Annotated in this window: 30 protein-coding genes; 23 read left to right on the plus strand and 7 right to left on the minus strand. The window is 45.3% G+C overall.

All coding sequences use genetic code 11. From position 1 onward, the window contains the following. Positions 1–84: 84 nt before the first annotated feature. On the minus strand, positions 85–309 hold the full coding sequence (locus tag G5A70_RS10955; RefSeq protein ID WP_173749683.1) for a DUF378 domain-containing protein: 225 nt from the start codon (positions 307–309) through the stop codon (positions 85–87). Positions 310–450: 141 nt separating this feature from the next. Between G5A70_RS10955 and G5A70_RS10960 the strand changes: the two genes are divergently transcribed. The 8 genes from G5A70_RS10960 to G5A70_RS10995 all read left to right on the plus strand — a co-directional run bounded on the left by G5A70_RS10960 (position 451) and on the right by G5A70_RS10995 (position 7347). Continuing rightward, complete coding sequence (locus G5A70_RS10960) at positions 451–1938, plus strand: HlyD family efflux transporter periplasmic adaptor subunit (RefSeq protein WP_226853669.1); 1488 nt, start codon at positions 451–453, stop codon at positions 1936–1938. A gap of 36 nt (positions 1939–1974) precedes the next feature. Then, positions 1975–2670 carry a YggS family pyridoxal phosphate-dependent enzyme gene (locus G5A70_RS10965; RefSeq protein WP_173749684.1) on the plus strand — a complete coding sequence of 232 codons (696 nt, stop codon included), beginning with the start codon at positions 1975–1977 and terminating at the stop codon, positions 2668–2670. 20 nt (positions 2671–2690) lie between these two features. Beyond that, positions 2691–3269: a cell division protein SepF gene (locus tag G5A70_RS10970; protein ID WP_173749685.1), complete on the plus strand. Its 579-nt coding sequence runs from the start codon at positions 2691–2693 to the stop codon at positions 3267–3269. Between the two features lie 9 nt (positions 3270–3278). Then, entirely contained in the window at positions 3279–4031 is a 753-nt protein-coding gene (locus G5A70_RS10975) for an RNA-binding protein (protein ID WP_173749686.1), read from the plus strand. A 20-nt stretch (positions 4032–4051) separates the two neighbouring features. Further along, positions 4052–5149: a 3-dehydroquinate synthase gene (gene aroB, locus G5A70_RS10980; protein WP_173749687.1), complete on the plus strand. Its 1098-nt coding sequence runs from the start codon at positions 4052–4054 to the stop codon at positions 5147–5149. A 12-nt stretch (positions 5150–5161) separates the two neighbouring features. Next, entirely contained in the window at positions 5162–5695 is a 534-nt protein-coding gene (lspA, locus tag G5A70_RS10985; RefSeq protein ID WP_173749688.1) for a signal peptidase II, read from the plus strand. Then, entirely contained in the window at positions 5692–6606 is a 915-nt protein-coding gene (locus G5A70_RS10990; RefSeq protein WP_173749689.1) for an RluA family pseudouridine synthase, read from the plus strand. Before lspA ends, G5A70_RS10990 begins: the two co-directional genes overlap by 4 nt. A 111-nt stretch (positions 6607–6717) precedes the next feature. Beyond that, complete coding sequence (locus tag G5A70_RS10995) at positions 6718–7347, plus strand: AAA family ATPase (RefSeq protein WP_173749690.1); 630 nt, start codon at positions 6718–6720, stop codon at positions 7345–7347. Between the two features lie 85 nt (positions 7348–7432). Here the strand turns inward: G5A70_RS10995 and G5A70_RS11000 are convergent, their stop codons facing one another. After that, a complete protein-coding gene (locus G5A70_RS11000) occupies positions 7433–8164 on the minus strand; it encodes a tRNA lysidine(34) synthetase (protein WP_173749691.1) in 732 nt (243 codons plus the stop codon). 154 nt (positions 8165–8318) lie between these two features. Here G5A70_RS11000 and G5A70_RS11005 point away from each other — a divergent pair, with 154 nt between their 5' ends. The 3 genes from G5A70_RS11005 to G5A70_RS11015 all read left to right on the plus strand — a co-directional run bounded on the left by G5A70_RS11005 (position 8319) and on the right by G5A70_RS11015 (position 11363). Beyond that, positions 8319–9623, plus strand: a complete 1305-nt coding sequence (locus G5A70_RS11005; RefSeq protein ID WP_173749692.1) for an AI-2E family transporter — start codon at positions 8319–8321, stop codon at positions 9621–9623. Continuing rightward, a complete protein-coding gene (dtd, locus tag G5A70_RS11010) occupies positions 9620–10072 on the plus strand; it encodes a D-aminoacyl-tRNA deacylase (protein ID WP_173749693.1) in 453 nt (150 codons plus the stop codon). The genes G5A70_RS11005 and dtd overlap by 4 nt, the downstream gene beginning before the upstream one ends. Before the next feature lie 226 nt (positions 10073–10298). Then, a complete protein-coding gene (locus G5A70_RS11015) occupies positions 10299–11363 on the plus strand; it encodes a tyrosine-type recombinase/integrase (protein WP_173749694.1) in 1065 nt (354 codons plus the stop codon). Here G5A70_RS11015 and G5A70_RS11020 read toward each other — a convergent pair. Together G5A70_RS11020 and G5A70_RS11025 are read right to left on the minus strand one after the other, a co-directional pair. Beyond that, the gene (locus G5A70_RS11020; RefSeq protein ID WP_173749695.1) at positions 11360–12790 is read right to left on the minus strand and encodes an FAD-dependent oxidoreductase; all 1431 of its coding nucleotides are present in this window, start codon (positions 12788–12790) and stop codon (positions 11360–11362) included. The genes G5A70_RS11015 and G5A70_RS11020 overlap by 4 nt on opposite strands. Before the next feature lie 170 nt (positions 12791–12960). Next, positions 12961–13440, minus strand: a complete 480-nt coding sequence (locus G5A70_RS11025) for an OB-fold nucleic acid binding domain-containing protein (RefSeq protein WP_173749696.1) — start codon at positions 13438–13440, stop codon at positions 12961–12963. 115 nt (positions 13441–13555) lie between these two features. Between G5A70_RS11025 and rbr the strand changes: the two genes are divergently transcribed. The 12 genes from rbr to G5A70_RS11080 all read left to right on the plus strand — a co-directional run bounded on the left by rbr (position 13556) and on the right by G5A70_RS11080 (position 22605). After that, positions 13556–14158, plus strand: a complete 603-nt coding sequence (rbr, locus tag G5A70_RS11030) for a rubrerythrin (protein ID WP_173749697.1) — start codon at positions 13556–13558, stop codon at positions 14156–14158. Between the two features lie 100 nt (positions 14159–14258). Beyond that, positions 14259–14720, plus strand: a complete 462-nt coding sequence (locus G5A70_RS11035) for an RNA polymerase sigma factor (protein WP_173749698.1) — start codon at positions 14259–14261, stop codon at positions 14718–14720. Then, positions 14717–15427, plus strand: a complete 711-nt coding sequence (locus tag G5A70_RS11040) for a hypothetical protein (RefSeq protein ID WP_173749699.1) — start codon at positions 14717–14719, stop codon at positions 15425–15427. The genes G5A70_RS11035 and G5A70_RS11040 overlap by 4 nt, the downstream gene beginning before the upstream one ends. Continuing rightward, entirely contained in the window at positions 15403–16275 is an 873-nt protein-coding gene (locus G5A70_RS11045; protein ID WP_173749700.1) for an ABC transporter ATP-binding protein, read from the plus strand. Before G5A70_RS11040 ends, G5A70_RS11045 begins: the two co-directional genes overlap by 25 nt. After that, entirely contained in the window at positions 16272–17495 is a 1224-nt protein-coding gene (locus G5A70_RS11050) for an ABC transporter permease (RefSeq protein ID WP_173749701.1), read from the plus strand. Before G5A70_RS11045 ends, G5A70_RS11050 begins: the two co-directional genes overlap by 4 nt. Positions 17496–17603: 108 nt before the next feature. After that, the gene (locus G5A70_RS11055; RefSeq protein WP_291683584.1) at positions 17604–18029 is read left to right on the plus strand and encodes a response regulator transcription factor; all 426 of its coding nucleotides are present in this window, start codon (positions 17604–17606) and stop codon (positions 18027–18029) included. Further along, positions 17944–18255, plus strand: a complete 312-nt coding sequence (locus G5A70_RS16145; protein ID WP_308781677.1) for a winged helix-turn-helix domain-containing protein — start codon at positions 17944–17946, stop codon at positions 18253–18255. The genes G5A70_RS11055 and G5A70_RS16145 overlap by 86 nt, the downstream gene beginning before the upstream one ends. A 40-nt stretch (positions 18256–18295) precedes the next feature. Next, positions 18296–19264 carry an ATP-binding cassette domain-containing protein gene (locus G5A70_RS11060; protein ID WP_226853671.1) on the plus strand — a complete coding sequence of 323 codons (969 nt, stop codon included), beginning with the start codon at positions 18296–18298 and terminating at the stop codon, positions 19262–19264. Next, the gene (locus G5A70_RS11065; protein WP_173749702.1) at positions 19257–20081 is read left to right on the plus strand and encodes an ABC transporter permease; all 825 of its coding nucleotides are present in this window, start codon (positions 19257–19259) and stop codon (positions 20079–20081) included. Before G5A70_RS11060 ends, G5A70_RS11065 begins: the two co-directional genes overlap by 8 nt. Before the next feature lie 36 nt (positions 20082–20117). Further along, entirely contained in the window at positions 20118–21011 is an 894-nt protein-coding gene (locus G5A70_RS11070; protein ID WP_173749703.1) for a sensor histidine kinase, read from the plus strand. A gap of 51 nt (positions 21012–21062) precedes the next feature. Next, entirely contained in the window at positions 21063–21572 is a 510-nt protein-coding gene (locus G5A70_RS11075; RefSeq protein ID WP_173749704.1) for a nitroreductase family protein, read from the plus strand. 13 nt (positions 21573–21585) lie between these two features. After that, a complete protein-coding gene (locus G5A70_RS11080; protein WP_173749705.1) occupies positions 21586–22605 on the plus strand; it encodes an XdhC family protein in 1020 nt (339 codons plus the stop codon). A 56-nt stretch (positions 22606–22661) separates the two neighbouring features. Here G5A70_RS11080 and G5A70_RS11085 read toward each other — a convergent pair whose 3' ends face one another. Genes G5A70_RS11085 through G5A70_RS11095 form a run of 3 tightly spaced genes read right to left on the minus strand, consistent with a single transcriptional unit; the run spans position 22662 to position 26104 of the window. Next, positions 22662–23810 (minus strand): M20 metallopeptidase family protein, encoded by a 1149-nt coding sequence (locus G5A70_RS11085; protein WP_173749706.1) that lies wholly within the window; start codon positions 23808–23810, stop codon positions 22662–22664. Positions 23811–23822: 12 nt separating this feature from the next. Next, positions 23823–24479, minus strand: a complete 657-nt coding sequence (locus tag G5A70_RS11090; protein ID WP_173749707.1) for an endonuclease III domain-containing protein — start codon at positions 24477–24479, stop codon at positions 23823–23825. Positions 24480–24517: 38 nt separating this feature from the next. Beyond that, positions 24518–26104 carry a DEAD/DEAH box helicase gene (locus G5A70_RS11095; protein WP_173749708.1) on the minus strand — a complete coding sequence of 529 codons (1587 nt, stop codon included), beginning with the start codon at positions 26102–26104 and terminating at the stop codon, positions 24518–24520. Positions 26105–26225 lie beyond the last annotated feature (121 nt).

Consider the following 26225-nt stretch of genomic DNA (forward strand, 5'->3'; position numbering starts at 1 on the left):
TAATATCCCCTTATAGGGGGAGAACATGCCACCCGCTAAGCGGGTGGTCATGACTGACAGCGCAGACAAAAGGGCTTCTTCTTTTTAAAGACGTTCGGTATCGTCTGAAAAGGAAGACACTCTTCCGAAAAGGCTGAGCAAATACAACCCGCAAATACCTACCAGTGCATAAATAATTCTGGAAATCCAGGTCATATCGCCAAATAAAAAGGTAACAAGATTAAATCGGAAAAATCCAATCAATCCCCAGTTTACCGCACCGATAACGGTAACAACCAGTGCCGTATAATCTAAAATTCTGCTGTTCATAATACAAGCCTCCTTTTTCCTTATCTAGTATTTCCATCCCATTCCTTTTTATGCAAAAAATTTAGCTATTGTGATTCCCCCCTGAAAATGGTAAAATACAAGGTAGTGCAGAAAATGAACGGAGATTAAAGGAGATTAAACTTGTCAGGCAAAAAAAACAGTTTTGGTAAAAAAATAAAACAATTCTTTTCAGCTTTAAAACGGCTGCTGACTTTTAATATTACAACCATCATGTTCGGCGCCCTGTTTATCTATATGATAATTACCGTAATTTTGTATGCCACCTCCCCCCATGTAACCTCCTATCAGGTTACCTCCGGTCCGCTGACAAAGAATCCGGTATGTACAGCGCTGGCACTCCGGGAAGAGCAGGTGGTACAGGCGGGCGGCACCGGATACACGGAATATTATGCACGAGAAGGCATGGAGGTACGGAAAAACGGTTCTGTATATGGGTTGTCCAGCGCCAGGCAGGAGGTGCAGAATGTCAGCCTCACAGAGGAGCAACTGGAAAAACTCCGGTCCAGTATGGCTAAGTTTTCCTATGCCTTTGATGGCAGCGATTTCTATGATACCTACAGCTTTAAGTATGAATTAGAGGGAAGTATTCTCCAGGCTGCAGGAGTGACCGAACAGACCGATAAAGAAGCTGCCGATACAGACGAAGACAGCGACTCCCAGGTCATTACCGGACAGGCTGTGGGAACTGCTGTATCCCTGGGCAGCCAGACCGTCTACACTTCTCCGGAAGCAGGTGTGATTGTATATTCTACAGATGGGTACGAGGATAAAACCGTTGAAAACCTTACAGAGGAGGATTTCAATGAAAAATCTTACAAAAAGACAGACCTTTTAACCAGCGAAGAAATAAAAGCAGGAGATTCTGTCTACAAAGTAATTACCAGCGAAAAATGGACCCTTATGGTTCCCCTCACCGATAAACTGGCGGCAGCGATTGCAGACCGTACCAGTATCAAGGTCAAATTTACCAAGGACGGGGAAAGTCAGAATGGTTCGCTTTCCATTATCAGCATTGGAGACCAGAAAGTTGCCCAAATCCAGCTGCAAAACGGTATGGTACGTTATGCGTCTGACCGTTTTCTGGAAATTGAACTGGTTGTAAATACACAAAGCGGTCTGAAAATACCGGTAAGTTCTATTGTAACCAAAGAATTCTACCTCATTCCCCGTGATTTTCTTGCAAAAGGAGACAACAGTGAGGGAGAAGGTTTTATTAGGGAACTGGACAGCAACAGCGACTCTCCGGTTACAGAATTTGTAGAAGCTGTTATCTATAAAGAAACAGACGCAGACGGCAATGAAATCACCTCTGAATCCGAAACAGAAGATGATTCCGGCGGTTACTGTTATGTGGATAAGGAGACCTTCCAGGACGGTGATATTCTGAAAAAACAGGACTCTACTGAAACCTTTGAAGTCGGGGAGGTGGATTATCTGGAAGGTGTTTATTGTATGAATAAAGGATATGCCGTTTTCCGCCAGATTAAAATTTTAGACCAGAATGAAGAATACTGTATTGTTGCACAGGGAACCTCCTACGGTCTCCAGCCTTTTGATTACATTGTTTTGGATGGAGAAAGTGTAAAAGAGGAAGAAATTCTCTATTAGCAAGTTACTCAGATACAAAAGAAAGGGGTATGAACTATGAGTGTCTGTGAGAATTATAAAAACGTAGAAGAAAAAGTAATACAGGCATGCAAAAGAGCCGGCAGAGACCCAAAAGAGGTTACGCTGATTGCCGTAAGCAAGACAAAACCCATGTCCATGATAGAGGAACTCCTGCCTCTGGGTGTCCGGGATTTCGGAGAAAATAAAGTGCAGGAACTGACTGCCAAAGCAGAAAGTCTTTCCCCTGAAATACACTGGCACATGATTGGACATCTGCAGCGAAACAAAGTAAAATATGTAGTAGACAAGGCCTGCCTCATACACTCCGTGGATTCCCTGCGTCTGGCAGAGGAAATCAGCAAAGAAGCGGGAAAGAAACAGGTCACGGTCTCCATCCTTCTGGAAGTCAACGCAGCGGGAGAAGAGAGCAAATTCGGAATTACCCCAGGGGAAACACTTTCTCTTGCACAGGAAATTGCAAAGTTGCCCCATATCCAGATAAAAGGATTGATGACGATTGCTCCTTATACTCAAAATCCGGAAGATAATCGGATATTTTTCAGAAATTTAAGAAAATTAAGTGTTGACATTGCACAGAAAAATATTGATAATGTTACTATGAGTGTCCTGAGCATGGGCATGACCGGTGATTATGAAGTCGCCATCGAAGAAGGAGCCACCCACGTCCGTGTAGGAACCGGCATCTTCGGAGAAAGAGATTACAGTATATAGAAAGATTGGAGATTGATATTATGAATATCTTAGATAAATTTTTGGACGCAGTAAAGGTAAATGAGGATTTTGATGATGACGACTTTTTAGATGATGTAGATGACGATTTTGAAGATGAAAAGCCCAAAAAGAGATTCTTTAAAAAGCTGGATGAAGACCTTGATGACTACGACGATGATTTATCTTCTGTAAAAAGCCATAAAAAAGCAGAGAAGCAGACTGCTGCCGCAAAGGCTCCAAAGCCTCAGAAACAGCCAGCCTCTTCTTCCAGTAAGGTGACGCCTATGTATAATGTGAAAAAGAAAATGCCTTCCAACGAAGTGTGCGTAATTAAACCAAAGCAATTTGATGACTCTACTGAGATTGTGGACGCGCTTTTAGACAGCTGCACCGTAATCTTAAATTTAGAGGGACTGGATATCAATTTGGCCCAGCATATCATTGACTTTACTTCCGGTGCAAGTTATTCCATCAACGGAAGTATCCGTAAGGTTTCTTCCTACATCTTCATTCTGACACCAGAAGGTGTGGATATTACCGGAGATTCCCAGGAGTTTTTGAATGACATTACCGGCGGTTCCATGTACGAAGGGATTTAAAGAGCGTTTATGGAAAAAGATGTATTATTCAAAAAGCGTATGACAGAGCTTAGTAAGAAGGCCTATTACAGAGGCATTCTTACTTTCTCCGACTTTCTCGACTTAAATGAACAGACTATGCTTCAGAGTCTTTCCCTGAAAGATACAGGTGTTTCCGTAAAACTCTGGGGCGGTTATGAAACAGCAGAGCGTCAGATGGCAGCCTTTGTCCCTGATGCTTTTTGTTGTGAAGAAGATTATCCTCTGTCCTGTCTCCGAATCCAGCCCTTAAACCGAAAATTTTCGGACAAACTGACACACCGGGACTATCTGGGAGCCATTCTGAATCTGGGCATTGACCGGAGTAAAATCGGAGATATTCTCATGGAGGCGGAAAGCGCTTGTGTATTCTGCCACACTTCTATGTGTGACTTTCTCATAGAGGAAATCTGCCGTATCCGCCACACATCCGTAAAAGCAGAGCGCATTACAGAAATCACGGACTTTCCTGTTCCCAGAAGAGAAGAGCTTTCCGGTACGGTAGCTTCTCCCCGTCTGGACAGTATCATTGCCCTGGCTTTTGGGACTTCCAGAAGCAGTATGCTGCCTTTCATTGAAGGGGGCAAAGTCTTTGTCAATGGCAGGAATGTGGTGTCCAACGGATATGCCCTGAAAGACGGAGATATTATTTCTGTCCGGGGAAAAGGCAAATTCCAGTTCGGCACTGTAACCAACAAAACCAAAAAGGACCGTTACCATGTGGTCCTATACAAATACTGTTAAGAAAAGGAGGTCTAGCCGCTATGACAGAAGAACGTATACTGGTGCAGCGAGAGGGTACGTTTCACTACCCCATTGTGTTCCGAAAAGATTTTTCTTCCCTTTCCGAGGAAGTTCTCTCTCTTTCCAAAAAAAGCCGCCGTATTTGCGTGGTTTCGGACAGCCATGTAGCGCCCTTATATCTGGATACAGTCACAAAAGAGCTGGGAAAATGCGGTATGAAAGTAACTGCTTATATTCTGCCTGCAGGAGAATCCAACAAAAATCTGGACCAGATTCAGGGAATCTATGAACATCTGATTCAGGAACATTTCGACCGAAACGATATGCTGGCAGCCCTGGGCGGCGGTGTCACGGGAGACATGACCGGATTTGCAGCCGCCACTTATCTGCGGGGCATTGATTTTATACAGATTCCCACAACCCTTCTTTCCCAGGTAGACAGCAGTATCGGAGGAAAAACAGGAGTGGATTTCAGGCAATACAAAAATATGGTAGGCGCCTTTCATCAGCCTTTATTGGTCTATACCAACGGAGCCGTGCTGAAAACCCTGCCCGATGCAGAATTTGCAAGCGGTATGGGCGAAGTCATTAAACACGGACTTATCCGTGATAAAGGTTACAGCACATGGCTGGCCTGCAACCGGGAAGCCATCCTGGAAAGAGAGGAATCGACCTGTCTGGAAATGATTTACCGAAGCTGTATGATTAAAAAAACAGTAGTAGAAAAAGACCCCACCGAACAGGGCGAACGAGCCGTCTTAAATATGGGACATACCATCGGCCATGCAATAGAAAAACTGAAAAACTTCACCATGTCCCACGGAGCCTGTGTAGCCGTAGGCTGCGCTGCGTCCGCCTTTTTGTCTATGCAAAAGGGCTGGATTACAGAGGAAGATTACAAAGGCGTTCTGCGGCAGCTAGAGGCCTTTCATCTGCCTGTAGAGACAACCGGGCTGTCTCCTGAGGACATTTTGCAGACTACCAAATCCGATAAAAAAATGGATGGAAAGGCTGTGAAATTTATCCTGCTGAAGGGCTGGGGAAATGCTGTGGTGGACAGAACCCTGACAGATAGGGATTTGCTGTCCGGTATTCACGCTGTACTGGCTGCAGATTAAAAGGAGGAATCTATGGAACAAAAACGACGAATACAATCCTTTCTGGAACTGGCTGTGTCTGCCGCTGCCCTTACGGGACTTGACCAATGGACAAAATTTCTGGCAGTAAAGCACTTAAAAGACCAGGCAGACATTGCTTTAATTCCCAATGTGCTGTACCTGCATTATCTGGAAAACCGCGGTGCTGCCTTTGGTATGTTTCAGAATCAAAAGGTTTTCCTGGTACTGCTCACATCCCTGATTCTGATTGGTGTTTGTTATGTGCTGTGGAAGCTGCCGGAAGGCAAACATTTTCTGCCTTTAAAAATACTGTGTTTTCTTATCACAGCCGGAGGAATCGGGAACCTGGCAGACCGTCTGCGTCTGAACTATGTGGTAGATTTTATCTATTTTTCCCCCATTGATTTTCCGGTATTTAATATAGCGGATATCTATGTTACTGTCAGTATGGTGCTTTTATTCCTTTTGGTTTTATTTTACTATAAAGACGAAGATTTTCAGTTTTTAAAATGGAAATCCCCCAAACAGCAGGAGCAGGAATCATGAAACAGATTTGTTTACAGGCTGAGGCCGCTTATGAAGGAGAACGGATTGACAAATATCTGGCGGAAGTAATGAATGATTACTCCCGCTCTTTTTTACAGAAACAGCTGAAAGAAGGGAATGTAACCGTGGGACAAAAGCCGGTGAAAGCCAGTTATAAACTGGCAGAGGACGATGAAATCACCGTACAGGTGCCGGACAGTCAGGAACCGGATATTCTGGCAGAAGACATCCCTCTGGATATTCTCTATGAAGATGAACAGGTTCTGGTGGTAAACAAACCCAAGGGCATGGTGGTACACCCAAGCGCCGGACACTATACGGGAACGCTGGTCAATGCCCTGATGTTCCACTGTAAAGACCGCCTTTCGGGCATTAACGGAGTTCTGCGTCCGGGAATTGTCCACCGCATCGATATGGACACAACAGGTGCCCTGGTGGTGTGTAAGACCGACCTGGCTCACCAGAGCCTGGCCCAACAACTGAAGGTACACAGCATTACCCGGAAGTACCGGGCCATTGTTCACGGAAATTTAAAAGAGGACCAGGGTACCATTGAAGGAGATATCGGGAGACACCCGGTAGAACGAAAAAAAATGGCGGTGCATGTAAGAAACGGAAAACCGGCAGTAACCCATTACCGGGTACTGGAACGTTTCGGCAGTTTCACCTATGTAGAGTGTCAGCTGGAAACTGGCCGCACCCATCAGATTCGCGTACACATGAGCAGCATTGGACATCCCCTTTTGGGAGATATGCTGTACGGACCTAAAAAATGTCCTTACGGGGGACTTACCGGGCAGACACTTCACGCCATGGTGCTTGGTTTCCAACATCCGGTAACCGGAGAATATATGGAATTTAAAGCGCCTTTGCCGGAGTATTTTGAGAATTTGCTGAAAAAGTTAAGATAAATAAAATTGTGACGATATCTCCAAGAAAATTTTCTAATTTTATATACATTTTCACAAAAATAGATTATAATGGATATAACATAAGAATTTTCAAGAGAGGAGTGTATGGTTATGGCAGCAACTACAGTTATAACAATCGGACGTCAATATGGAAGCGGGGGACGGGAAATCGGTATGAAACTGGCACAGGATTTAGGTATCAAGTGCTATGATAAAGAGCTGTTGGACCGTGCAGCCAAAGACAGTGGTATCTGTCAGGAATTATTTGAGCACCATGATGAAAAGCCGACTAACAGCTTTTTATATTCCTTAGTTATGGATACGTATTCTTTTGGTTATTCTTCCGCAGCATTCGCAGATATGCCCATTAACCACAAGGTATTCCTGGCTCAGTTTGACACCATCAAAAAGCTGGCAGAAGAGGAATCCTGCGTTATGGTCGGACGCTGTGCAGACTATGCTCTGGCAGACTTTAACGGTGCATTCAGCGTTTTTATCCACGGAGATATGGACAAACGAATTCGCCGTATCGCAGACAAATATCAGCTTACCGATGCTGCGGCCAAGGACCGAATCCATAAAACGGACAAACAGAGAGCCAGCTATTATAATTATTATACCAGCAAGAAATGGGCGGACGCAGACAGCTATGACCTCTGCCTGAACAGTTCCGTTCTGGGAATTGACGGCTGTGTGGAAATGATTAAGAAAATGCTGGAAATCAAAAGGCGGAGCTTCTAGTGTTTGAGTAAAATACCAGAACTAACCCGTCAATAAACAACCTTTTTTACCGTTGTTTATTGACGGGTTTTTATTTGGCATCCTCTTACTTATGATTATTTACCGCATGCCACCCATTGATATTACTGTTCAAAATAGCAGTAAACATCCTTTCCTTGGCACCTGGATTTTCCCGGTTTAAGCTGGCCAGCAGTTCCTTGGCATACTGCCGCTTGGTATAGCCGTCCACAGGGCAGGGGCTTTTCTCAATTTCCAGATGATACATGTTTTTAAATCCAATCACATCAGCCTCATTAACGAACAGAAGAGGGCGGATGACGGTTAAATCCATACGGTCCAGATAGGTTTTCGGGGCAAACGTATGAAATCTGCCTTCGTAAATGAGAGAGAGCAGCATGGTTTCTATCACATCATCCTTGTGATGAGCGTAAGCAATTTTATTGCAGCCCAGCCGCTTGGCTTCTGTGTTCAAAGCGCCTTTTCTCATTTTAGCACAAAGAGAACAGGGATTGCTTTCTTTTCTTTCCTCAAAAATAATAGGCGCAATATCTGTTTTTACAACATGAAAGGGCACATCTAATTCTTTGCACAGATTTTCAATCTTATCCAGGGAAAAATCAGGATGTCCCAAATCTACTGTAATGACCTCTATGGTAAAAGCTTTTGGATAGAAGCGCATCAGTCCATGAAGGGCATAGAGCATAGACAGACTGTCTTTCCCGCCGGAAACTCCCACGGCAATTTTATCCCCTTCCTCTATCAGCTGAAATTCGTCTACCGCCTTTCTGGTAAGACTCAATAATTTCTGTAATTTCATACAACACAGTCCTTTCCAATTTGTATAAGTCTTCTGAATCATAGCACAAATACTGAAAAAAAGAAACATTTTTTTGCAGTTTTCCCCACAGGCGGGAAAATTCATGATATACTGTTTCCTAGCGAAGAATTCAAAAAAAGAACGGAGGCCCAACATGAAATTTCGTTGGAACAAAAAATATCTGTACTGGGGAATGACAGCTTTTGCAGTAATCTGTGCCAGCCTGTTGTTTTATTTTGTCATTTTCCGTATGCATGTGCTGTTTAACGGAATCCGAAGATTTATAAGCATTATGATGCCCGTTATCTGCGGCGCAGTGATTGCCTATCTTCTAATTCCCGTGCTGAATTTTCAGGAGAGGAAAATCTTTCGGTATTTTACAGAGAAAAAGAAGATGACTTTGGAGCCGGGGCACAAAAAAATGGTTCGATATCTGTGTATCAGTACGTCACTGCTTTTTGCCCTGCTGATTATCTATTCTCTTTTGTCCATGATTGTACCAAGTATTCTGGACAGTATTATCAGTATTATTAACGATTCGCCAAGATATGTCCAGAATATCCGGCATTGGCTGGAAGCCCTTTTAAAGGACAATCCGGAGTGGAAGACCATTGTCTTTGACTATCTGAACCGTTATTCTCCCAAAGTGGAAGCCTTTTTAAATGTTGAAGTGCTGCCGCAGGCAAAGGCGGTTCTGCAGTCCCTGACCACAGGGGTGTTCGGAACTTTGGTCTTTATCAAAAACCTGTTAATCGGTCTGATTATTTCCGTGTACCTGATGGCCGGAAAAGAAGCGTTTGTTACCCAGTCTAAAATGCTGGTGTATGCATGGTTCGATACAGAACGCGCCAACAGTATTATCAGAGCCTTTCGTTTTACCCACAAAACCTTTGGCGGTTTTATCAGCGGCAAAATTGTGGATTCCCTCATTATCGGGATTCTGTGCTATATTGGCACCTCCATGATTGGAACCCCTTACAAACTCCTGGTCAGCGTTATTGTAGGCGTCACCAATGTGATTCCCTTTTTCGGACCTTATCTTGGTGCCATCCCCAGCGCCTTTATCATCCTTATGGTAAACCCGGTGCAGTGTCTGTATTTCCTGATTTTTATTCTGGTTTTACAGCAATTTGACGGAAACATTCTGGGACCGAAAATTCTGGGAAATTCCACGGGACTTTCCAGCTTCATGGTGATTGTTGCTATTTTGCTGTTCGGCGGGCTTATGGGAATTCCCGGCATGATTATCGGGGTTCCTCTGTGGGCTGTTATGGTAGCAGGTGTAAGGCATTTCCGCGACCATGAGTTACGAAAAAAATCTATGCCAACAGACGAGAAAATGTATGAAAACCTTCAGTATATTGACCCAAAAACCCTGCAGCCGGTAGAATTTTCCCAAAACAAAAATTCAGAGCAGAACAGCAGTAAAGAAAATGAAAGTGAGGATACACATTTATGAAACTTGTTATACAAAAGGTAAGCAGCGCTTCTGTAGAAACAGAGGGAAACTGCATTTCATCTATCAACAAAGGCTTTCTGGTGCTGGTGGGCATTGGAAAAGAAGACACCAGAGAAACCGTTGACCAGTATGTAAAGAAAATGATAAATCTGCGTATCTTTGCAGATGAGGAGGGTAAGACAAACCTTTCCCTGGCAGATGTAAACGGAGAAATTCTGTTGGTATCACAGTTTACCCTGTATGCCAACTGCAAAAAAGGCAATCGGCCCAGTTTCTTTGACGCAGGAAATCCCCAAGAGGCAGAGGCTCTGTATGAATACATGGTTGAAAAAGTCAAAGAAAGCGTTCCGGTAGTCAAAACCGGAAAATTCGGAGCGTACATGAAGGTTTCCCTGATTAATGACGGACCGTTTACCATTCTTTTAGATGAAAATACGTTTGCGAGATAAAAATGACAAAAATAATAGGTGCTCCGTGAAAGAGTGCTTATTATTTTTTTGCTTTATTAAGTTTACCATAAATATGTTATGTATTCTATGAATTTAGATACACAAGAGTAGTTGTTTCTTCTGAAAATAGTTTAGCGGACAAATACAGATTTAACCGAAAAACTATAGCTTTTTTCCTTTATTTGTGATAAACTACTCTCAAAACAATCATTTTGGAGGTTTTCTTATGGCAAAGCCAATTACATACCGTGAACAGGAAAAAATTGAAAATACCGTAAAACTTCGTGAATTCCTTATGGAACTTCCTCCATACGTCAAGGATTATTTCCGCGCCAAGGAACCCACGACCTCTGACAAAACCCGTTTGTCTTATGCATACGATTTGCGTGTGTTTTTTCGTTTTCTGCAGCTTACAAATCCTGCTTTAAAAGAAAAACCCATGACTGATATTTCTATCCAGGATTTATCCCTTTTACAGCCTGTGGATTTTGAAGAATTTGAGGAATATTTAAAGGCCTACAAAACCCCGGACAACAAACTGGAAACCAACTCCCGTACAGGAATTGCCAGAAAAATGTCCTGTCTGCGCAGTTTTTATGATTATCTGTGCAAACGCCAGCTTTTACAGTCTAATCCTGTGCGCCTTGTGGATATGCCCAGAATCAAGGAAAAAGCCATTATTCAGTTAGATCCCGATGAGGTGGCCAATCTTCTGGACCATATTGAAAATTATGGAAATCAACTGACCGGCGTACAGCTTTATCACTATAACAAGCAAAAGTACCGCGACATTGCCATGATTACTCTCCTGCTCGGAACAGGTGTTCGTGTTTCCGAACTGGTGGGACTGAATATAGGTGATGTAGATTTCAAAAATAATGGCATCCGGATTCTGCGAAAAGGAGGAAATGAAATGATTGTCTACTTCGGTACAGAGGTGGAACAGGCTCTGAAAGATTATCTGGAAATCTCCAGAACTGCCATTACCCCGGTCGCCGGGCATGAAGAAGCACTTTTCCTCTCCGGCCAGCGCAAACGTATCAGCGTGGATGCCGTGGAAAAAATGGTGAAAAAGTACGCTTCTGCCATTTCTGTCAAAACGATTACTCCCCATAAGCTGCGAAGCACCTACGGTACGGCTCTGTATCGGGAAACCGGGGATATTTATCTGGTGGCAGACGTTTTGGGACACTCTGATGTCAATACCACGAAAAAGCACTATGCCAAATTAAGCGATGAACGGAGGCGTTCTGCCTCCAAATCCGTGGTGCTGCGGGAAAAGCAGGATTAAAGACCGCTTTGCGCCGGACCGTTTAACAGTTTTCCTTCATAATCAAATCGTGAACCGTGACAGGGACAGTCCCAGCTTTTCTCATCCGGATTCCAGGAAAGCTGACAGCCAAGATGGGGACAACGGATTTCAACCCCATGGATATTCTGCTGTTCATCTTTATAAATACCTATTTTTCGCCCCTCATAGGTGACAATGCCGCCATGTCCCGGCAGAATGTCCCGGGCTGTCTTTTGCGGGTCGTAAAAAAACGGTTTTGCCAGTTCCTTTACAGAACGGACGCCATCAGAAAGAAAAAAGTCCAAATCCTTTACAGGGAATCTCCCGGGCCGGAAAACTTCCCTATTGGGATTGGTAAATCCGCAGATATCGTCACGAATGAGCATGGCTGCCGTCATAGCTGTTGTCATGCCCCATTTCTGAAAGCCTGTAGCCACATACCAGTTCTGCCTGCTGCCGGAAAATCTGCCGATAAAAGGCACAGAATCCGCGGTAACGCAGTCCTGGGCTGACCAACAGCACGCTTCCCGGCTTTCGGGAAACCACCGGGCCGCCTTTTCCCTCAATTTCTCATATCTTGCCGCTTGTCCTGTCTTGTCTCCACAGCGGTGTCCCTCTCCTCCCAACAGCAGATACGGCCCATAACTGCGCAAAGAGAAATCCCGCTTTTCTGCACCGATATACATACCGTTTACTTCCATGGCATTTTCCAGGGCTACTACATAGGAACGCTCCTGGTGCATTTTTGCAAAATACAGCCCCGGAAAGTTTACGAAAGGAAAATGACAGGCAAAAACAATTTTTTCCGCTTTTACCCTTCCCTCCGGAGTGAACAGTACGTTCTCTCTGACGCGCTCTACCGGAGTGTTTTCATACACCTGTACCTGCTCTGCCAGAGAAGAAAGAAATTTCAGAGGATGAAACTGAGCCTGATTGTGAAATTCTACCGCCCCCCATACAGGAAACGGCAGGGTCAGCCCTTCCCTGCGAAGACCTGCGGGAAGCCCCAGACTGCCTGCTGCCCTCGCCTCTTCTCCCAATCCCCGGGCGCTCCTTCCGTACACATAAGAAGAAGTTGTTTCAAAATCACAGGCTATCTGTTCCTTTTCTATCAGACGCTCATACTCCTTTCGCGCCTCTTCGTTGGCAAATCCATACTGTCTGGCCTTCTCTATTCCATATTTCTTTATAAGACCTGCATAACACAGCCCATGCTGGGATGTGATTTTTGCCGTAGTATTTTGGGTCTGGCCGCTGCCAATAAAGTATCTCTCCAACACTACTGCTCTCCTGCCCTCTCTCTGCAGCAGATACGCGGTCAGAATCCCCGTTATGCCTCCTCCGATAACGGCAATTTCTGTTTCGATTTCCCTGTTTAAATTCTCCCATCTTTTTAATATACAGGAGTTTGTCCAAATAGATTTCATGCTGCTTCTCCTATAACCTTTTCTTTACAGCATGCCCTGTTTTCTTCCTTTTCATACCATTCTTCCTAAAACCAGGGTATTCTGCAGACTGCCGCAGGAAAAAATCCCCCACTCTGAAAGAACACAAAACCATGGATTCTGCAGCAGTCCCAGTTCTTCTCCTTATGCACTTAAGAAGGACACATAACAAGGATTCTTTGAGGTGTGGTCTGGGGAGGAATACTAAAAGTAGTGGCTGTATAATAAACCAGCAGTTCTTGATTTCCCGGATGACAGGTAAAGGGCTGCCCGTTTACAGTGGAAATACGGGTTGCAGAAGACAGATTCAGTTTCAGAGAATTGTCTTCTGCTGTCAGGGTTGCGTCAAAATAATTCAATGCTGCATCCTGGTTCTGCCGCAAAACCGTTACCACCTCTGCCTGATACCGGGGCGGATAAATAGCCGGGGCCGGAAGGCTGGTATCGTAGAAAGCAGCTACACGCATCCCTCTTCTCAGCCGCACCTGATCGATGACCATGGTTTCTCCGGTCACTACAAAGTTCACCGTTTCCGTCTCTGTCTGTATCGTTGCCAGAAAACTGCAGCAGGAATTGCCCCTGCTGATATTTCGTATCACACCAACAACTTTCCCATAGGTTTCGTATGCCATAAAAAATCCTTTTTCTTTTATCCTATGTACCTCTCACAAAAAGGTTCTTCCAAAGACAGGCATGGATTCGCTCTGTCCGGGACATACTAGTACAAGGAACAGGAGGAAAACAACTATGGAATTAAAAAACAGTATTACCAAAGAAAACCTCATGCGGGCTTTTGCCGGAGAGAGTCAGGCCAGAAACCGCTATACCATGGCAGCCTCACAAGCCAGAAAGAATCAACTGGCTGTTGTGGAAGCAGTGTTTACCTTTACCGCCAATCAGGAACGGGAACATGCTGAAATTTTTTATAAACATCTGACAGCTCTGGCAGAGAAAAACATTTCCATTGACGGCAATTACCCCGTGGATATTTCTCAGGATGTGGCAAAACTTCTGCGCTTTGCGGAAAAGAACGAAATGGAAGAACACGACGATGTGTATAAGGCATTTGAGGAAAAAGCAAGGGAAGAAGGATTTGCAGAAATTGCCGCTTCTTTTCATATGATTGGAAAAATCGAGAAAACCCACGGAGAGCGGTTTCGTCTTCTGGCCCAAATGCTGGAATCGAACACACTGTTCGTGTCAGAGATTGAAACATCCTGGATGTGCCTGAAATGCGGAAATATCTATGCCGGACTGCAGGTACCGGAAAAATGCCCCGTATGCGGACATGACAGAGGCTATTATATCCGTTTGGAACTGCTGCCCTGTGCCGTGAATCAGACGGTATAAAATTTTTCAAAACAAACTGCAGATTATGGTAAAATAAATTTAATTTTACCGCACATCTTCCCGGAGTAATCCGTTAGACATTAGGAAGGGGGGATTTCAGATGTCTGCAGACATAGAAGAACAATATGACAAAATTTACCGGTACTGCTATTTTAAAACCCAAAACGCTGCTCTGGCTGAAGACCTGACACAGGAATGTTTTCTGAAATATATCTCTCAGAATACCTATGTGGAACGTGGAAAAGAACTGGCATATCTCTATACCATAGCCCGAAATCTCTGCATGGATACTTTCCGCCGGAAAGCCTTTGTCCCTCTGGATGAAAACGCTGGCACGGAGGAAGTCCTGCTGCACAGGGCAGAGCTAAAGCTGTGTGTGCGCCAGGCACTTTGTTTACTCTCATACCAGGAGCAAGAGCTGCTGCTTCTGCGCTATGCAGAACAGCTTTCCGTGAAACAGATTTCAGCTATTACCGGCCTGTCCCGCTTTGCGGTTTACCGAAAGTCCGGACAGGCTCTGGATAAATTAAGGCAGCATTTGCGAAAGGAGGATTTTCTGTGAAAAAAGAATTAAGATATGCGTTAAAAGATGCCTTTGAGCCTCCAAATCCGATTCATCGGGAAGAGTTTTTGCGGAATCTTCCCCTGCAGAAAAAAAGCTTTGGAGAATTTTTGCTGCAACAGCTTCCTTACATAAGAAAGCGCACATGGCTCGTTTCCTGTCTGCTTTTTGCCGTATTTTTCGTCTCCCCAAGGGAAAACTGGATGGCTATTCCCTCTTTGCTTCCCTTTCTGGCACTGATAGGCATAACCGAACTGGCTCGCTCTTCCTGCTGCCGAATGGCAGAACTTGAAATGAGCTGCCGTTTCAATCTTTCTCAGGTTTTGCTTGCCCGCATGTTCTGGCTGGGTCTGTGCAGTTTCCCAGTTCTTTTGATGGGACTTTTTACCGTGGGGAAACTGTCTGCTTTTGATACAGCGCAGATTCTTTTGTATGTTCTGACACCTTATCTTCTTACCTGTGCCGCTTCCCTCCTGGTTTTAAACATTTTAAGAGGCACAGAAGGAATCTACGGCTGTGCTGCAGTGACGTGCATGGTCAGTATCAGCAATGGAATCTTTCAAAATACAGACGCCTTTTACCAGAGCAACCGCCTGATATTCTGGCTGCTTGCAGCATGTTTCTCTGCAGCCACAACTATTCTGCAGCTTTTTATCTTTTTAAAGAAAACGGAGGAATCACCATGGAACTTATTCTTGATAAAGTAAGCAGGCAATATGGAACAAAAATGGCCTGCAGCAACATCTGTCTGCGGCTGACTCCCGGTGTTTACGGACTTCTGGGCGCCAACGGAGCAGGAAAAACCACGCTAATGCGCATGATATGCGGAGTATTAAAGCCTACCAGCGGTACCATTACTTTTAATCAGGCAGACGTACATAGTGAGGCGTACCGGGACAGACTCGGTTATCTGCCTCAGGATTTCGGGTATTACCCGGAATTTACCGCACAAAACTTTCTGCTTTATCTGGCCTCCCTGAAAGGACTGTCCAGAACCACTGCCAAAAAGAAAACGCTGGAGCTGCTTTCCGTAGTGTCCCTGGAAAAAGAGGCAAAACGGAAAATCAAAACCTTCTCCGGCGGTATGAAACAGCGGCTGGGTATTGCCCAGGCCATGCTCAACAATCCTTCCATTCTGGTACTGGACGAACCCACAGCCGGATTAGACCCAAAAGAACGGGTACGTTTCCGCAATCTCATTTCCCGTCTGGGGAGAGAGCGCATTGTCCTTTTATCTACCCATATTGTCTCAGATGTGGAATATATCGCAGATACTATATTTCTCATGAAAGACGGAAAACTGCTTCATCAGGGCAGTCCCCAGAAAATTCTACAGTTGTTGGAAGGAAAGGTTTGGGAATGTCTGCTGCCTCCGGCATATGCAGAAAAACTCTGTACAGAAAAATCCTTTCCCATCGTTAATATCCGTCAAGAAGAAGAAAACGTGCTTCTTCGCCTGGTAAGCAGCCAAAAGCCTTCCGAAGACGCCATGGCAGTCACTGCTACTTTGGAAGACCTGTATCTTTATTATTTCAGTGAGGAGGCATCCCTATGAAACATTTTTTTACTTTAGTAGAATTTGAGTACCGAAAAATATGGAAGCGAAAATCCGCCATTCTGGCCATGTCCGTCGGCCTTCTGGTATCCATACTGAGCGTGTGGGGACCCCTGCTTGGCAGCACTTACATAAACGGAAAAGTTTCGGAATCCAATTATGAGGCCACCTTCAAAGACCTCCAATATGCAAAGGATTTAAACGGACGAACTTTAGATACTGCACTTCTTCTGGAAGCTGCCCACGCTTATGCACAGATTCCCCCAAATACGGAAATCCCCTACATTGGTCTGGAAGAATATGAGACCTATGCAAGACCCTACAGCTCCATCTACGGCATTGCAGGGCGCGTCTACCGGGCTTCGGGAGAAGAGTTTTCTTATGAGGAAATGGCGGCTCTGACCAAAAGAGACGCCAACCATTTTTATGAAAAAAGAGCATCCTTGCTGAAAAATACTATAGCAAATACCACTATGAGTCAAACCGCCAAAGAACATACCCTGAAAACTGCCGAAAAAGTGCAGACACCCTTTACCTATTCCAATACCGAGGGCTATGGACGTTTCCTCACGCTTATGCAAAGTACAGGGATTCTGTCTGCTTTTGTCATAGCAATATGTCTTTCTCCTCTGTTTGCAGGGGAATACACCAGCCACGCAGACCAGCTTCTGCTTTCTTCCCGATATGTAAAGGGAAAACTGATTCGTGCCAAGCTGTTTACGGGATTTTCCTTTGCCGCAGGCTTCAGCCTTCTGCTTCTGCTACAGACCTATTTCCAGTGCATGCTCACCTTTGGTTTTGACGGCAGCAGTACACCTGTCCAGATTTTTGATGTGCTGTGTATTTATCCCCTTACCCTGGGACAGGCCGGATTTCTGGGCGGACTTTGCTTTTTCGGCGGCTGTATGTTGATGGCAGGACTGACCATGCTGCTCTCCGCCAAATTAAAATCGCCTTTCGGCGTCATGATACTGATGTCCGTATTTTTAATCTTCCCTATGATGGTGCAGATTTCCCAGAACTCCATTTCTGCGTTCCGTCTGTTTCATCTGCTGCCTGCAAACAGTATGGCTTATTTTAATATCTTTCACATGATACCATACGAATTTGCCGGACTGGTCGTTCCGCCGTATATTATGTTTCCGGTTTTTTCTGTGGTATGCTGTGCGGCTGTGCTGCCTTTGGCCTACAGAGGTTTTCAGCGTCATGAAATCGCATAATTTTTTATTGCACAGGATATGGAAAAGCCCTATAATATGGTTTGAATTTATCATTACATACCTTTTGCTAGATTAAATATAAATTTTCAACGATTGGAGGCCAATCTCATGGCGCAGATTTTAATTGTAGAAGACGATTCTGTCATTAACAGCCTGATATACGAATTCCTCACAGACAACGGGCATCTCTGCAGACAGGCTTTTTCCGGCACAGAGGGGAAACTTCTGGCAGATATGGAAACCTTTGACCTCATCCTTTTGGATTTAATGATACCGGGAATGAAAGGGGAAGACCTTCTGACGTATATCCGTTTACATACCCAAACCCCGGTGATTGTACTCTCTGCCCGGTCTGCTCTGGAAGACAAGGTAGGTTGCGTTAGAAGAATTGGAAGCCCGCATCCAGGTACAGCTGCGCCGCCACAGTCCATCTCCTGCTGCCCAGGAAATGCTCCGCTATCAGGACTGGATATTAAATCTCAAAGAACACACCTTTACCGCAAAAGGTATCCCCGTAGAATTTACCGGACATGAGTTCGGGATTCTGGAACTTCTTGTAAAGCATCCCAAAAAGGTTTTTACCAAGCAGGAAATCTTTGAACTGGTGTGGCAGGAAAACTATTTTGTGGAGGACAAAACCATACATGTCCACATCAGTAATATACGGGCCAAGCTAAAAAAAACCCAGACAGACCATTATATCCAGACAGTATGGGGAATTGGCTTTAAACTGGCGGAACCATCTTTACCTTTTCTTTAATCTTTCTTTGCGCTTTTTGAAAATTTCTGAGAGATACTGTATGGAAAGAAACAGAAAAGGAGAGGAATTTATGGAATACGTTATTGAAACACAAAATCTCTGTAAAAGCTACAGAGGAAAAGCAGCAGTATCGTCTCTGAATATGCATGTACAAAAAGGCGATATTTATGGCTTTATTGGAAGAAACGGCGCTGGAAAATCCACCACGCTGAAAATGCTCTGCAACCTGGCCCATCCTACGGAAGGAAGCATTTCTCTTTTTGGAAAATCTCCGGATACGCCTTCCGTCCGCAGGCGTATGGGGGTTCTGATTGAAACTGCCGGATTGGAGCCTTCCTGCTCGGCTCACGAGAACATGGTATTAAAAGCATTGCTTATGGGCATTGTAGACCCGGAAAAGCAGATTTGCCAACTGTTAAGGCTGGTAGGACTCAATCCCGGAGACAAAAAGAAAGCCCGGCATTTTTCCATGGGCATGAAGCAGCGTCTGGGAATTGCCATGGCCTTGCTGGGCGGGCCGGATTTACTGATTCTGGACGAACCTATCAATGGACTGGACCCTGAGGGCATGAATGAAGTACGCCGGATTCTCATGGATTTAAACCGAAAAAAAGGTATCACGATTTTAATCAGTTCCCATATCTTAGGAGAACTGTCCAAAATGGCCACCCGGTACGGCATTATCAAAGATGGCTGTCTGATTCAGGAACTTTCCTCCGAAGAACTCAATGACAAATGCCGGGATTACCTCTGTGTAAAAACTGCCGATTCCAAGAAAGCCTCTGTACTTTTAGAACAGCAGCTTGGCCTGTCCCGTTATGAGGTACACCCCAATGGAGAAATCCGTATCTATCAAAAACTGGATTCTTCGGCTGTCACCAGCGTTCTGACTTCCGCAGATATTTCCGTCCAGGCCATTTATACACATCATCAGGATTTGGAAGGCTATTTCCTGGAATTAATGGAGCAAAACAAAAGTCAGGAGAAAGGAGGTATCTTCTATGCTTAACCTTCTTCGTATGCAGCTTCGCGCTGTCTTTCGCCAAAAAGGTCTTTATATTACAGCCGCAATTCTTTGTTTCGTACTTCTTATTGCCTTTGGAACCATGCGGCTGGTTTCTGACCCTGCGCTTGCAGAGAGAGCCCGTCAGGCCGGTATGGAGATTACCACAGATGATGTGTCTGACGCCTTTGCTTTTCAGGAACAGACACAGTCTGATTTTCTGGGAAGTCTGCTTTTCTCCGGAGGACTTATGAGCACTCTCATAGTCATTGTCAGTTCTGTGATTGTGTGTGATGATTTTACTACAGGATTTGGAAAAAACATTTTTTCCTACTATCCTAAACGAAGAGATTATATTTTCAGCAAACTTCTGACTTTGGGATTTGTAAGCGGATTTTTCCTGCTGTTTTTAACAGGTGCAACGCTTCTGCTCTTTCCTGCTGCAGGTTTTCAAAATCCTCTGGGCAATCCGGTACAGTTGGCCGCCATGCTGGTTCTTGGCTGGGCAGGGCTTTTCAGTCTCTGCGCTCAGAATCTTTTGTTCTGTATGCTGACCAGACGGGTGCTTGTAAGCGTTCTGCTTTCTGTAAGCTGCGCACTGGGGCTGTTTGGCGCAGCAGCAGATTTTATGGCGGGCCTTTTCGGCGTTCACATCAGTCTGCTTTTTCCGCCGCTGAATGTACTGGCAACACCCGCTTTGGCAAAAACCTTTCAAAGCGGTGCATTCCTGCAGCCAGGCGGTGCTCTGCTGGTGGCCTTTCTCTGGACTGCTTTTTATACAAAGCTCTCCTGTGTAGTATTAAATAAAAACGATATTTGCTGACAGGCAGTTTCTTTGCCTGTCTGATGAGGAAAAACCATGGTACTGCTTATTCTTATTCTTTTTGGACTGGTACTGTTTCTCTTCTTCCGGCTCATGCTCTTTAAAAAGCAGCTCCGGGAGTTTACCGGGCAGCTGCAGGACTTCAGCCCTGACAGCAACCAGCGTCTGACCTGCTTTCTCCGTGACCGGGAACATCTTGCCCTCTGCAGCCAGATAAACCGGTCTATGGACGTTCTGCAGCAGGCGGTTCTGACTGCGGAAGAAGCGGAAAAAGATTTAAAATACACCATGTCCTGTGTATCCCACGATATTCGCACTCCGCTTACCGGAGCAGCGGGCTATATGCAGCTTCTGGAGCGAACCCAGGACCCGGATAAGCGTGAAAAATACTGCCGGATTGTCAGACAGAAGCTGGAGGATTTGGAAACACTTTTGGAGGAGTTGTTTCTCTATACCAGACTGACTGGAAATGAATTTCCCATAGAAATGAAAAAGATACAGCTATTTCCTGTTTTATGTGACGCCCTTGCAGGATTTTATCCCCATTTTCAGGCGCAGAACAGAGCTCCTTCTATTTCCTTTGAGCAGGAAAATGCAGAGATACAGGCGGACCCCGCACAGCTTAGAAGAGTTCTCCGAAATCTGATTTCCAATGCTCTGACCCATGGACAAGGAACGCTTTTTATTTATCAGAAAGGGAATACTCTGTCCTTTGTCAATGAAACCAAAACCTGGGAGACGGTTCATCCCAAGCTGCTTTTTGAACGTTTTTACCGGACAGACCAGGCAAGGCAGGGAAATCATGCGGGACTTGGGCTTTCCATTTCCAGAGAGCTGATGTTAAAAATGCAGGGAAATATTTGTGCGGAATCCAAAGACGGCCGTCTTTGGATTACCCTTACCTTTGCAAAAGAAAAAACAGGGGTTTAAACCTTTTCCAAAAACGTTTATAATAGAGAAAAAAAGCAGGAGGTTTACATTATGAATACATCAGAAGTAATACGAAACCGTCACAGTGTCCGAAAATACAAAAAAGGGGTGCAGATTCCCCGAAAAGATATTGAAACCATGCTGGAAGCAGCTATGATGGCCCCAAGCGCCTGCAATACCCGGCCATGGGAATTTGCAGTCGTGGAAAATCCGGAGATTCGAAAACAGATTATGGAAATCAGCCCTTACACCAAAATGCTGGAGACCGCCAGCCTTGCCATTGTGGTCTGCGCCAGACCGGATTTGCAGGAAGGAAGAGGCAGCGGATTTTTCCCTCAGGACTGTGGAGCTGCCATTGAGAACCTGCTTTTACAGGCAACGGATTTGGGTTACGGCACCTGCTGGTGCGGTTTTTATCCGGTTATGGAACGTGTGGAAAAGCTTCGGGACTTACTGAAGGTTTCCAGTGTGCCTCTGGCAGTCATTGCCGTAGGAGAAGCCGATGAAGAGCCGAAAACCCGTGGTTTCTTTGATAAGGAACGGGTCACTTATATCGAATAGGAGCTGCCGGATTATGAAAAACTTGAAGGAATTATTTGAAATCGCGAAAGCTTCTATGGAACAGCAAAAAGATTTCGTCTTTGTTACCGTGATTGCCAGTTCCGGCTCTACCCCCAGAGGCGCCGGTTCCCGCATGCTGGTGCTGCCGGACGGAACCTCTTTTGGCACCATAGGAGGCGGCAGTGTAGAACATACTTCTGTTTTAGAGGCCCAGAAAGCTCTGACAGAGAAAAAATCTTCCTGTCGGGCCTACCGGTTAAGAGAAAATCAGGCCGCTGACCTGGGTATGATATGCGGCGGTGACGTCTCTCTTTATTTTCAATATATTTCATGGGAAAATCAAGATTTTTATCAATTGTGCAGCAGACTTTTAGCGGACTGGAACAAAAATGAAAATTCCTGGCTGCTTCTGGATATTACGGAAGAAACTGCATGGCAGTCTGGTTATTACCAGGAAAACAGTGGTCTTTGGGGGCTCTCCCTCTCAAATCCGGCCCCTCTTTTAAAGCCCAATGCTGCACAGGCGGTTCTAGACGGGCGCAGATACTACAGTGAACCTTTGGTACGAAAAGGCATGGTTTACATCTTTGGCGGCGGCCATGTAGCGCAGGAGCTGGTTCCCCTGTTGACACATCTGGAGTTTTCCTGCACTGTCTTCGATGACAGGGAACACTTCAGCAGTCCCCGGCTTTTTCCTGCTGCCGCAAAGTGCATTACCGGAGATTTCACCCGGCTTTCCGACTATTTTGAAATTACGCCGGAGGATTATGTCTGCATTATGACCAGAGGACACCAGTACGATTATCTGGTGCAGCAGCAGGTTTTAAAGACACCTGCAAAGTATATCGGTGTCATGGGAAGCAAACGGAAAAAAGCCATTATACGGGAAAAACTCTTGCACGACGGCTTTACACCGGAAGAACTGGCACGAATTACCACCCCTATCGGACTGAATATTCAGGCAGAAACTCCCAGTGAAATTGCTGTGAGCATTGCAGGAGAACTGATACAGATACGGGCAAAGAACGGATAAAATATCCCTCAAAAAACAGACATAGGATTTTATTCCTATGCCTGTTTTTTCAAATATTATGCAAATTCTCCCGTCACCATTTCATACAAAAATTCCAGCGCGTCTTCCATACTGCTTTCCTCTATGTCAAACCCCGGATTATGCACCGGATAATTTTTTTCATCCTCTTTTCCAGCCAGAAACACAACCCGCATACCAGGAATCTGTTCCATATAAAAGGCTGCATTATCCCCTACCAGAAAGGGCTTTTCTCCCAGAGAAAATTTCTCCTGAAGCAGTTTCCGGCCGATGGCAGCGCCCCGTTTTACCAGTTCTGCATCGTTAATCATCGGCGGTATTTTCTTTTTCATTTCCAGACAAATATCCGCACCTGTTTCTTCTTCTATTTGTCGTATTGTATTTTCCAACTGCTGCCACACATAGGAGAAATCCTGTTCTGCAAAAGCCCGAAGAGAGCCTTTTAATACCGCCTCACCTGCTACAATATTCCCCGCCGTTCCGGCAGACATCTGTCCAAATCCCAGGACAAAGGGATATTCCGTCTGCAGCGTTTCATTTAATCTATGAATTTCCACAGCCAGTCTGGACGCTGCATACAAGGCATCAATTCCCTCTTTTGGCTGAAACCAGTGGCTGGATTTTCCCCTCACAGAAATGGTAATACCGCCAATAGCTGCTGTGGTAATACTCTTTTGAATCTCCATACTCCTGGATTCCTGATTAGCGAAATGAAAAATCAGAATTTCCCTCACTTCGGGATTTTTCAACGCTCCATGCGCCATCATATACGCTGCCCCTTCTCCGGTTTCTTCACCCGGCTCAAAGAGAAAACGCACATTGCAGGACAAAGCGCTGCGGTTTTCCCAGAGCGCTTTCGCCAGACACAAATTCACCGCTGTAATGGCGTCATGGCCGCAGGCATGCATTTTCCCCGGATAAACAGAAGCGAAAGAACATCCCGTCTGTTCCTGTATGGGAAGTCCGTCTATTTCGCTTCGGATAGCCACGGTTTTCCACTGGGGATTTACCTGAATATCGGCAATCACTCCGGTTTTGCCCGTCCTGCGGCAGGGAATTCCCCATTTCTGCAGATGTTCCAGCAAAAAACAGCTGGTTTCCTCTTCCTCCATGCTCAGCTCCGGGTGGCGGTGCAGCCAATGGCGGAATTCTCGAAGTTCCCCGTAATATTCCTGACACGTTCTCATAGGTTTCCTCTCTCAGTCCACGCCGTTTCTGGCGCAAATATCCTTCAGACAGCAGTTCTCGCAGTGGGGCTTTGTCCTTGCCGTACACACGTCTCTGCCGTGATAAACCAGACGGTGGCAAAAGTCACTGCCTTCTTCCGGAGGAATGATTTTCCAAAGAGCCATCTCCACCTTTTTCGGTTCTTTATATCCGTCCACCAGCCCCATACGGTTCACCAGGCGAATACAGTGGGTATCTGTGACAATGGCCGGTTTGTGAAACACATCGCCCATAATGAGATTGGCGCTCTTTCTGCCTACGCCGGGCAGCTTTAAAAGCGCGTCAAAGTCCTCCGGAACCTTTCCCTGATACTCCTCCCACAGGATTTTCATACAGGCGCTGATATCTCTGGCCTTGCTTTTTCCAAGTCCGCAGGGACGGACAATCTCTTCAATTTCTTCTGGTTTAGCCAAAGCCAGAGCCTGCACATCCGGGTATTTCTTATAGAGTTCTTCTACCACCACATTCACTCTGGCATCGGTACACTGGGCAGCCAGACGAACACCCACCAGCAGTTTCCAGGCCTGGTCATAGTCCAGCGTACACCCGGCATCCGGATATTCCTGTTTCAGACGCTGAATGATTTCCAGCGCAAGTGTTCGCTTCCTTTCTTCTGTATTCTTCGCCATAACCTTATCCCTCTCCTTTCTGCCATTTTCTCTGTCTGTTATTTTTGGTTCGCCGGTTCTACAGCAATGGATTTCCCCTTAATCTTCACATTTTTCATAGCATACAGCACAGATTTTGCATATTCCTGAGGTACTTCTACGAAGGTATATTTATCAAACATATCAATGGTACCAATGAGTTTACCCGGCATGCCGCTTTCACCTGCCAGCGCTCCCAGAATGTCTCCCGGTTTTGCTTTGTGTTTCTTGCCGATATTAATAAACAGCCGCACCATCCCCGGTTCTTCTGCCCCGGTATCTCCGAAGTCTGGCTCTTCCTCTTCTTTTATCTCAGACATGCCGCTCTGCATTTTCAGAAAGGCTGCCGCCATATCCATAGCCGTATAATCCGAATGATTCAGCTTGTCCTGAATAGCATCAATCATGGCAGTCAAATCTTCCTCTGCAATCATGGTTTCCACATAATCCAGAATATTTTCAATCTTAGTATTTGCCACATCATTTAAAGACGGCACTTTCTGCGCAAAAATCTTGGTCTTGCAGTAGCGCTGAATTTCTTTTAACTTATAAACCTCTTTTCCGGATACAAAGGAGAAAGAACGGCCAATACGGCCTGCACGTCCGGTACGGCCAATGCGGTGCACATAGTATTCGTCATCCTGCGGCAGGTCATAGTTAAATACCGCCTCGACCTCATCCACGTCAATTCCTCTGGCTGCCACATCCGTTGCCACCAAAATGTCCGTTTTCCCGCTGCGGAAGCCCTGCATAACCCGGTCACGCTGCTCCTGCTTCATGTCTCCGTGAAGCCCTGCTGCAAAATAGCCCCTCCCCAGAAGGGCTGTCACCAGCAAGTCCACCTGCTTCTTCGTATTGCAGAAAATAACAGAAAGCTTTGGCGTATAAATATCCAGCAGGCGGGTCAGCACTTCCTCTTTATTCTTGGGCTTTACTTCATAATAAAACTGCTCAATATTGGGCACAGTCAGTTCTTTCTTGGTAACCTTAATAACCTTTGCCTTTTTCTGGAATTTTTTCGTAATTTCCATAATGGCTTTCGGCATAGTGGCAGAAAACAGGATGGTCTGCCTCTCTTCCGGCACCCCTTTTAAGATTGTTTCAATATCATCCCGGAATCCCATGTTCAGCATTTCGTCTGCTTCATCTAAAACCACGGTATGAATCTGGTCCATTTTCACCGTTTTTCTCCGCATATGGTCCATGACACGACCCGGTGTTCCTACAATAATCTGCACCCCGCTTTTCAGAGATCGAATCTGCTTTACAATTTCCTGGCCGCCATAAATAGGAAGAACTTTAATGCCATGCATATATTTTGCCAGACTGCGGATTTCCTCTGCTACCTGTATAGCCAGTTCCCTTGTGGGGCACAGGATAATACTCTGAGGCTTTTTTTCCTTAGGATTGATTTTCTGCAGCAGGGGAATTCCAAAGGCTGCGGTCTTGCCCGTACCGGTCTGGGCCTGTCCAATGATATCCTTTCCTTCCATAATAGTAGGAATCGCTTGAGCCTGAATGGGAGAAGCCTCCTCAAAGCCCATATATTTCACAGCTTTTAAAATCTCCGGGCAAAGCTGCAGATTTTCAAATTTCACATTTTCCATATTTATTCTTTACCTCTTCTTTCTAACTACTCATAAAAATGGAGTTGCCGCACCGCACATTCTCGACATGCAATCAATGCAACAACTCCATAAATCAAGCAATCGTTTTTCTATCATACCA

The sequence above is a fragment of the Blautia hansenii genome (assembly GCF_013304445.1).
Taxonomy (GTDB): domain Bacteria; phylum Bacillota; class Clostridia; order Lachnospirales; family Lachnospiraceae; genus Blautia.

Coding starts and splice junctions, on each gene's coding strand:
- G5A70_RS10955 (WP_173749683.1), bottom strand. CDS start 309: ATGAACAGCAGAATTTTAGATTATACGGCACTGGTTGTTACCGTTATC.
- G5A70_RS10965 (WP_173749684.1), top strand. CDS start 1,975: ATGAGTGTCTGTGAGAATTATAAAAACGTAGAAGAAAAAGTAATACAG.
- G5A70_RS10970 (WP_173749685.1), top strand. CDS start 2,691: ATGAATATCTTAGATAAATTTTTGGACGCAGTAAAGGTAAATGAGGAT.
- G5A70_RS10975 (WP_173749686.1), top strand. CDS start 3,279: ATGGAAAAAGATGTATTATTCAAAAAGCGTATGACAGAGCTTAGTAAG.
- aroB (WP_173749687.1), top strand. CDS start 4,052: ATGACAGAAGAACGTATACTGGTGCAGCGAGAGGGTACGTTTCACTAC.
- lspA (WP_173749688.1), top strand. CDS start 5,162: ATGGAACAAAAACGACGAATACAATCCTTTCTGGAACTGGCTGTGTCT.
- G5A70_RS10990 (WP_173749689.1), top strand. CDS start 5,692: ATGAAACAGATTTGTTTACAGGCTGAGGCCGCTTATGAAGGAGAACGG.
- G5A70_RS10995 (WP_173749690.1), top strand. CDS start 6,718: ATGGCAGCAACTACAGTTATAACAATCGGACGTCAATATGGAAGCGGG.
- G5A70_RS11000 (WP_173749691.1), bottom strand. CDS start 8,164: ATGAAATTACAGAAATTATTGAGTCTTACCAGAAAGGCGGTAGACGAA.
- G5A70_RS11005 (WP_173749692.1), top strand. CDS start 8,319: ATGAAATTTCGTTGGAACAAAAAATATCTGTACTGGGGAATGACAGCT.
- dtd (WP_173749693.1), top strand. CDS start 9,620: ATGAAACTTGTTATACAAAAGGTAAGCAGCGCTTCTGTAGAAACAGAG.
- G5A70_RS11015 (WP_173749694.1), top strand. CDS start 10,299: ATGGCAAAGCCAATTACATACCGTGAACAGGAAAAAATTGAAAATACC.
- G5A70_RS11020 (WP_173749695.1), bottom strand. CDS start 12,790: ATGAAATCTATTTGGACAAACTCCTGTATATTAAAAAGATGGGAGAAT.
- G5A70_RS11025 (WP_173749696.1), bottom strand. CDS start 13,440: ATGGCATACGAAACCTATGGGAAAGTTGTTGGTGTGATACGAAATATC.
- rbr (WP_173749697.1), top strand. CDS start 13,556: ATGGAATTAAAAAACAGTATTACCAAAGAAAACCTCATGCGGGCTTTT.
- G5A70_RS11035 (WP_173749698.1), top strand. CDS start 14,259: ATGTCTGCAGACATAGAAGAACAATATGACAAAATTTACCGGTACTGC.
- G5A70_RS11045 (WP_173749700.1), top strand. CDS start 15,403: ATGGAACTTATTCTTGATAAAGTAAGCAGGCAATATGGAACAAAAATG.
- G5A70_RS11050 (WP_173749701.1), top strand. CDS start 16,272: ATGAAACATTTTTTTACTTTAGTAGAATTTGAGTACCGAAAAATATGG.
- G5A70_RS11055 (WP_291683584.1), top strand. CDS start 17,604: ATGGCGCAGATTTTAATTGTAGAAGACGATTCTGTCATTAACAGCCTG.
- G5A70_RS16145 (WP_308781677.1), top strand. CDS start 17,944: ATGCTCCGCTATCAGGACTGGATATTAAATCTCAAAGAACACACCTTT.
- G5A70_RS11060 (WP_226853671.1), top strand. CDS start 18,296: ATGGAAAGAAACAGAAAAGGAGAGGAATTTATGGAATACGTTATTGAA.
- G5A70_RS11065 (WP_173749702.1), top strand. CDS start 19,257: ATGCTTAACCTTCTTCGTATGCAGCTTCGCGCTGTCTTTCGCCAAAAA.
- G5A70_RS11070 (WP_173749703.1), top strand. CDS start 20,118: ATGGTACTGCTTATTCTTATTCTTTTTGGACTGGTACTGTTTCTCTTC.
- G5A70_RS11075 (WP_173749704.1), top strand. CDS start 21,063: ATGAATACATCAGAAGTAATACGAAACCGTCACAGTGTCCGAAAATAC.
- G5A70_RS11080 (WP_173749705.1), top strand. CDS start 21,586: ATGAAAAACTTGAAGGAATTATTTGAAATCGCGAAAGCTTCTATGGAA.
- G5A70_RS11085 (WP_173749706.1), bottom strand. CDS start 23,810: ATGAGAACGTGTCAGGAATATTACGGGGAACTTCGAGAATTCCGCCAT.
- G5A70_RS11090 (WP_173749707.1), bottom strand. CDS start 24,479: ATGGCGAAGAATACAGAAGAAAGGAAGCGAACACTTGCGCTGGAAATC.
- G5A70_RS11095 (WP_173749708.1), bottom strand. CDS start 26,104: ATGGAAAATGTGAAATTTGAAAATCTGCAGCTTTGCCCGGAGATTTTA.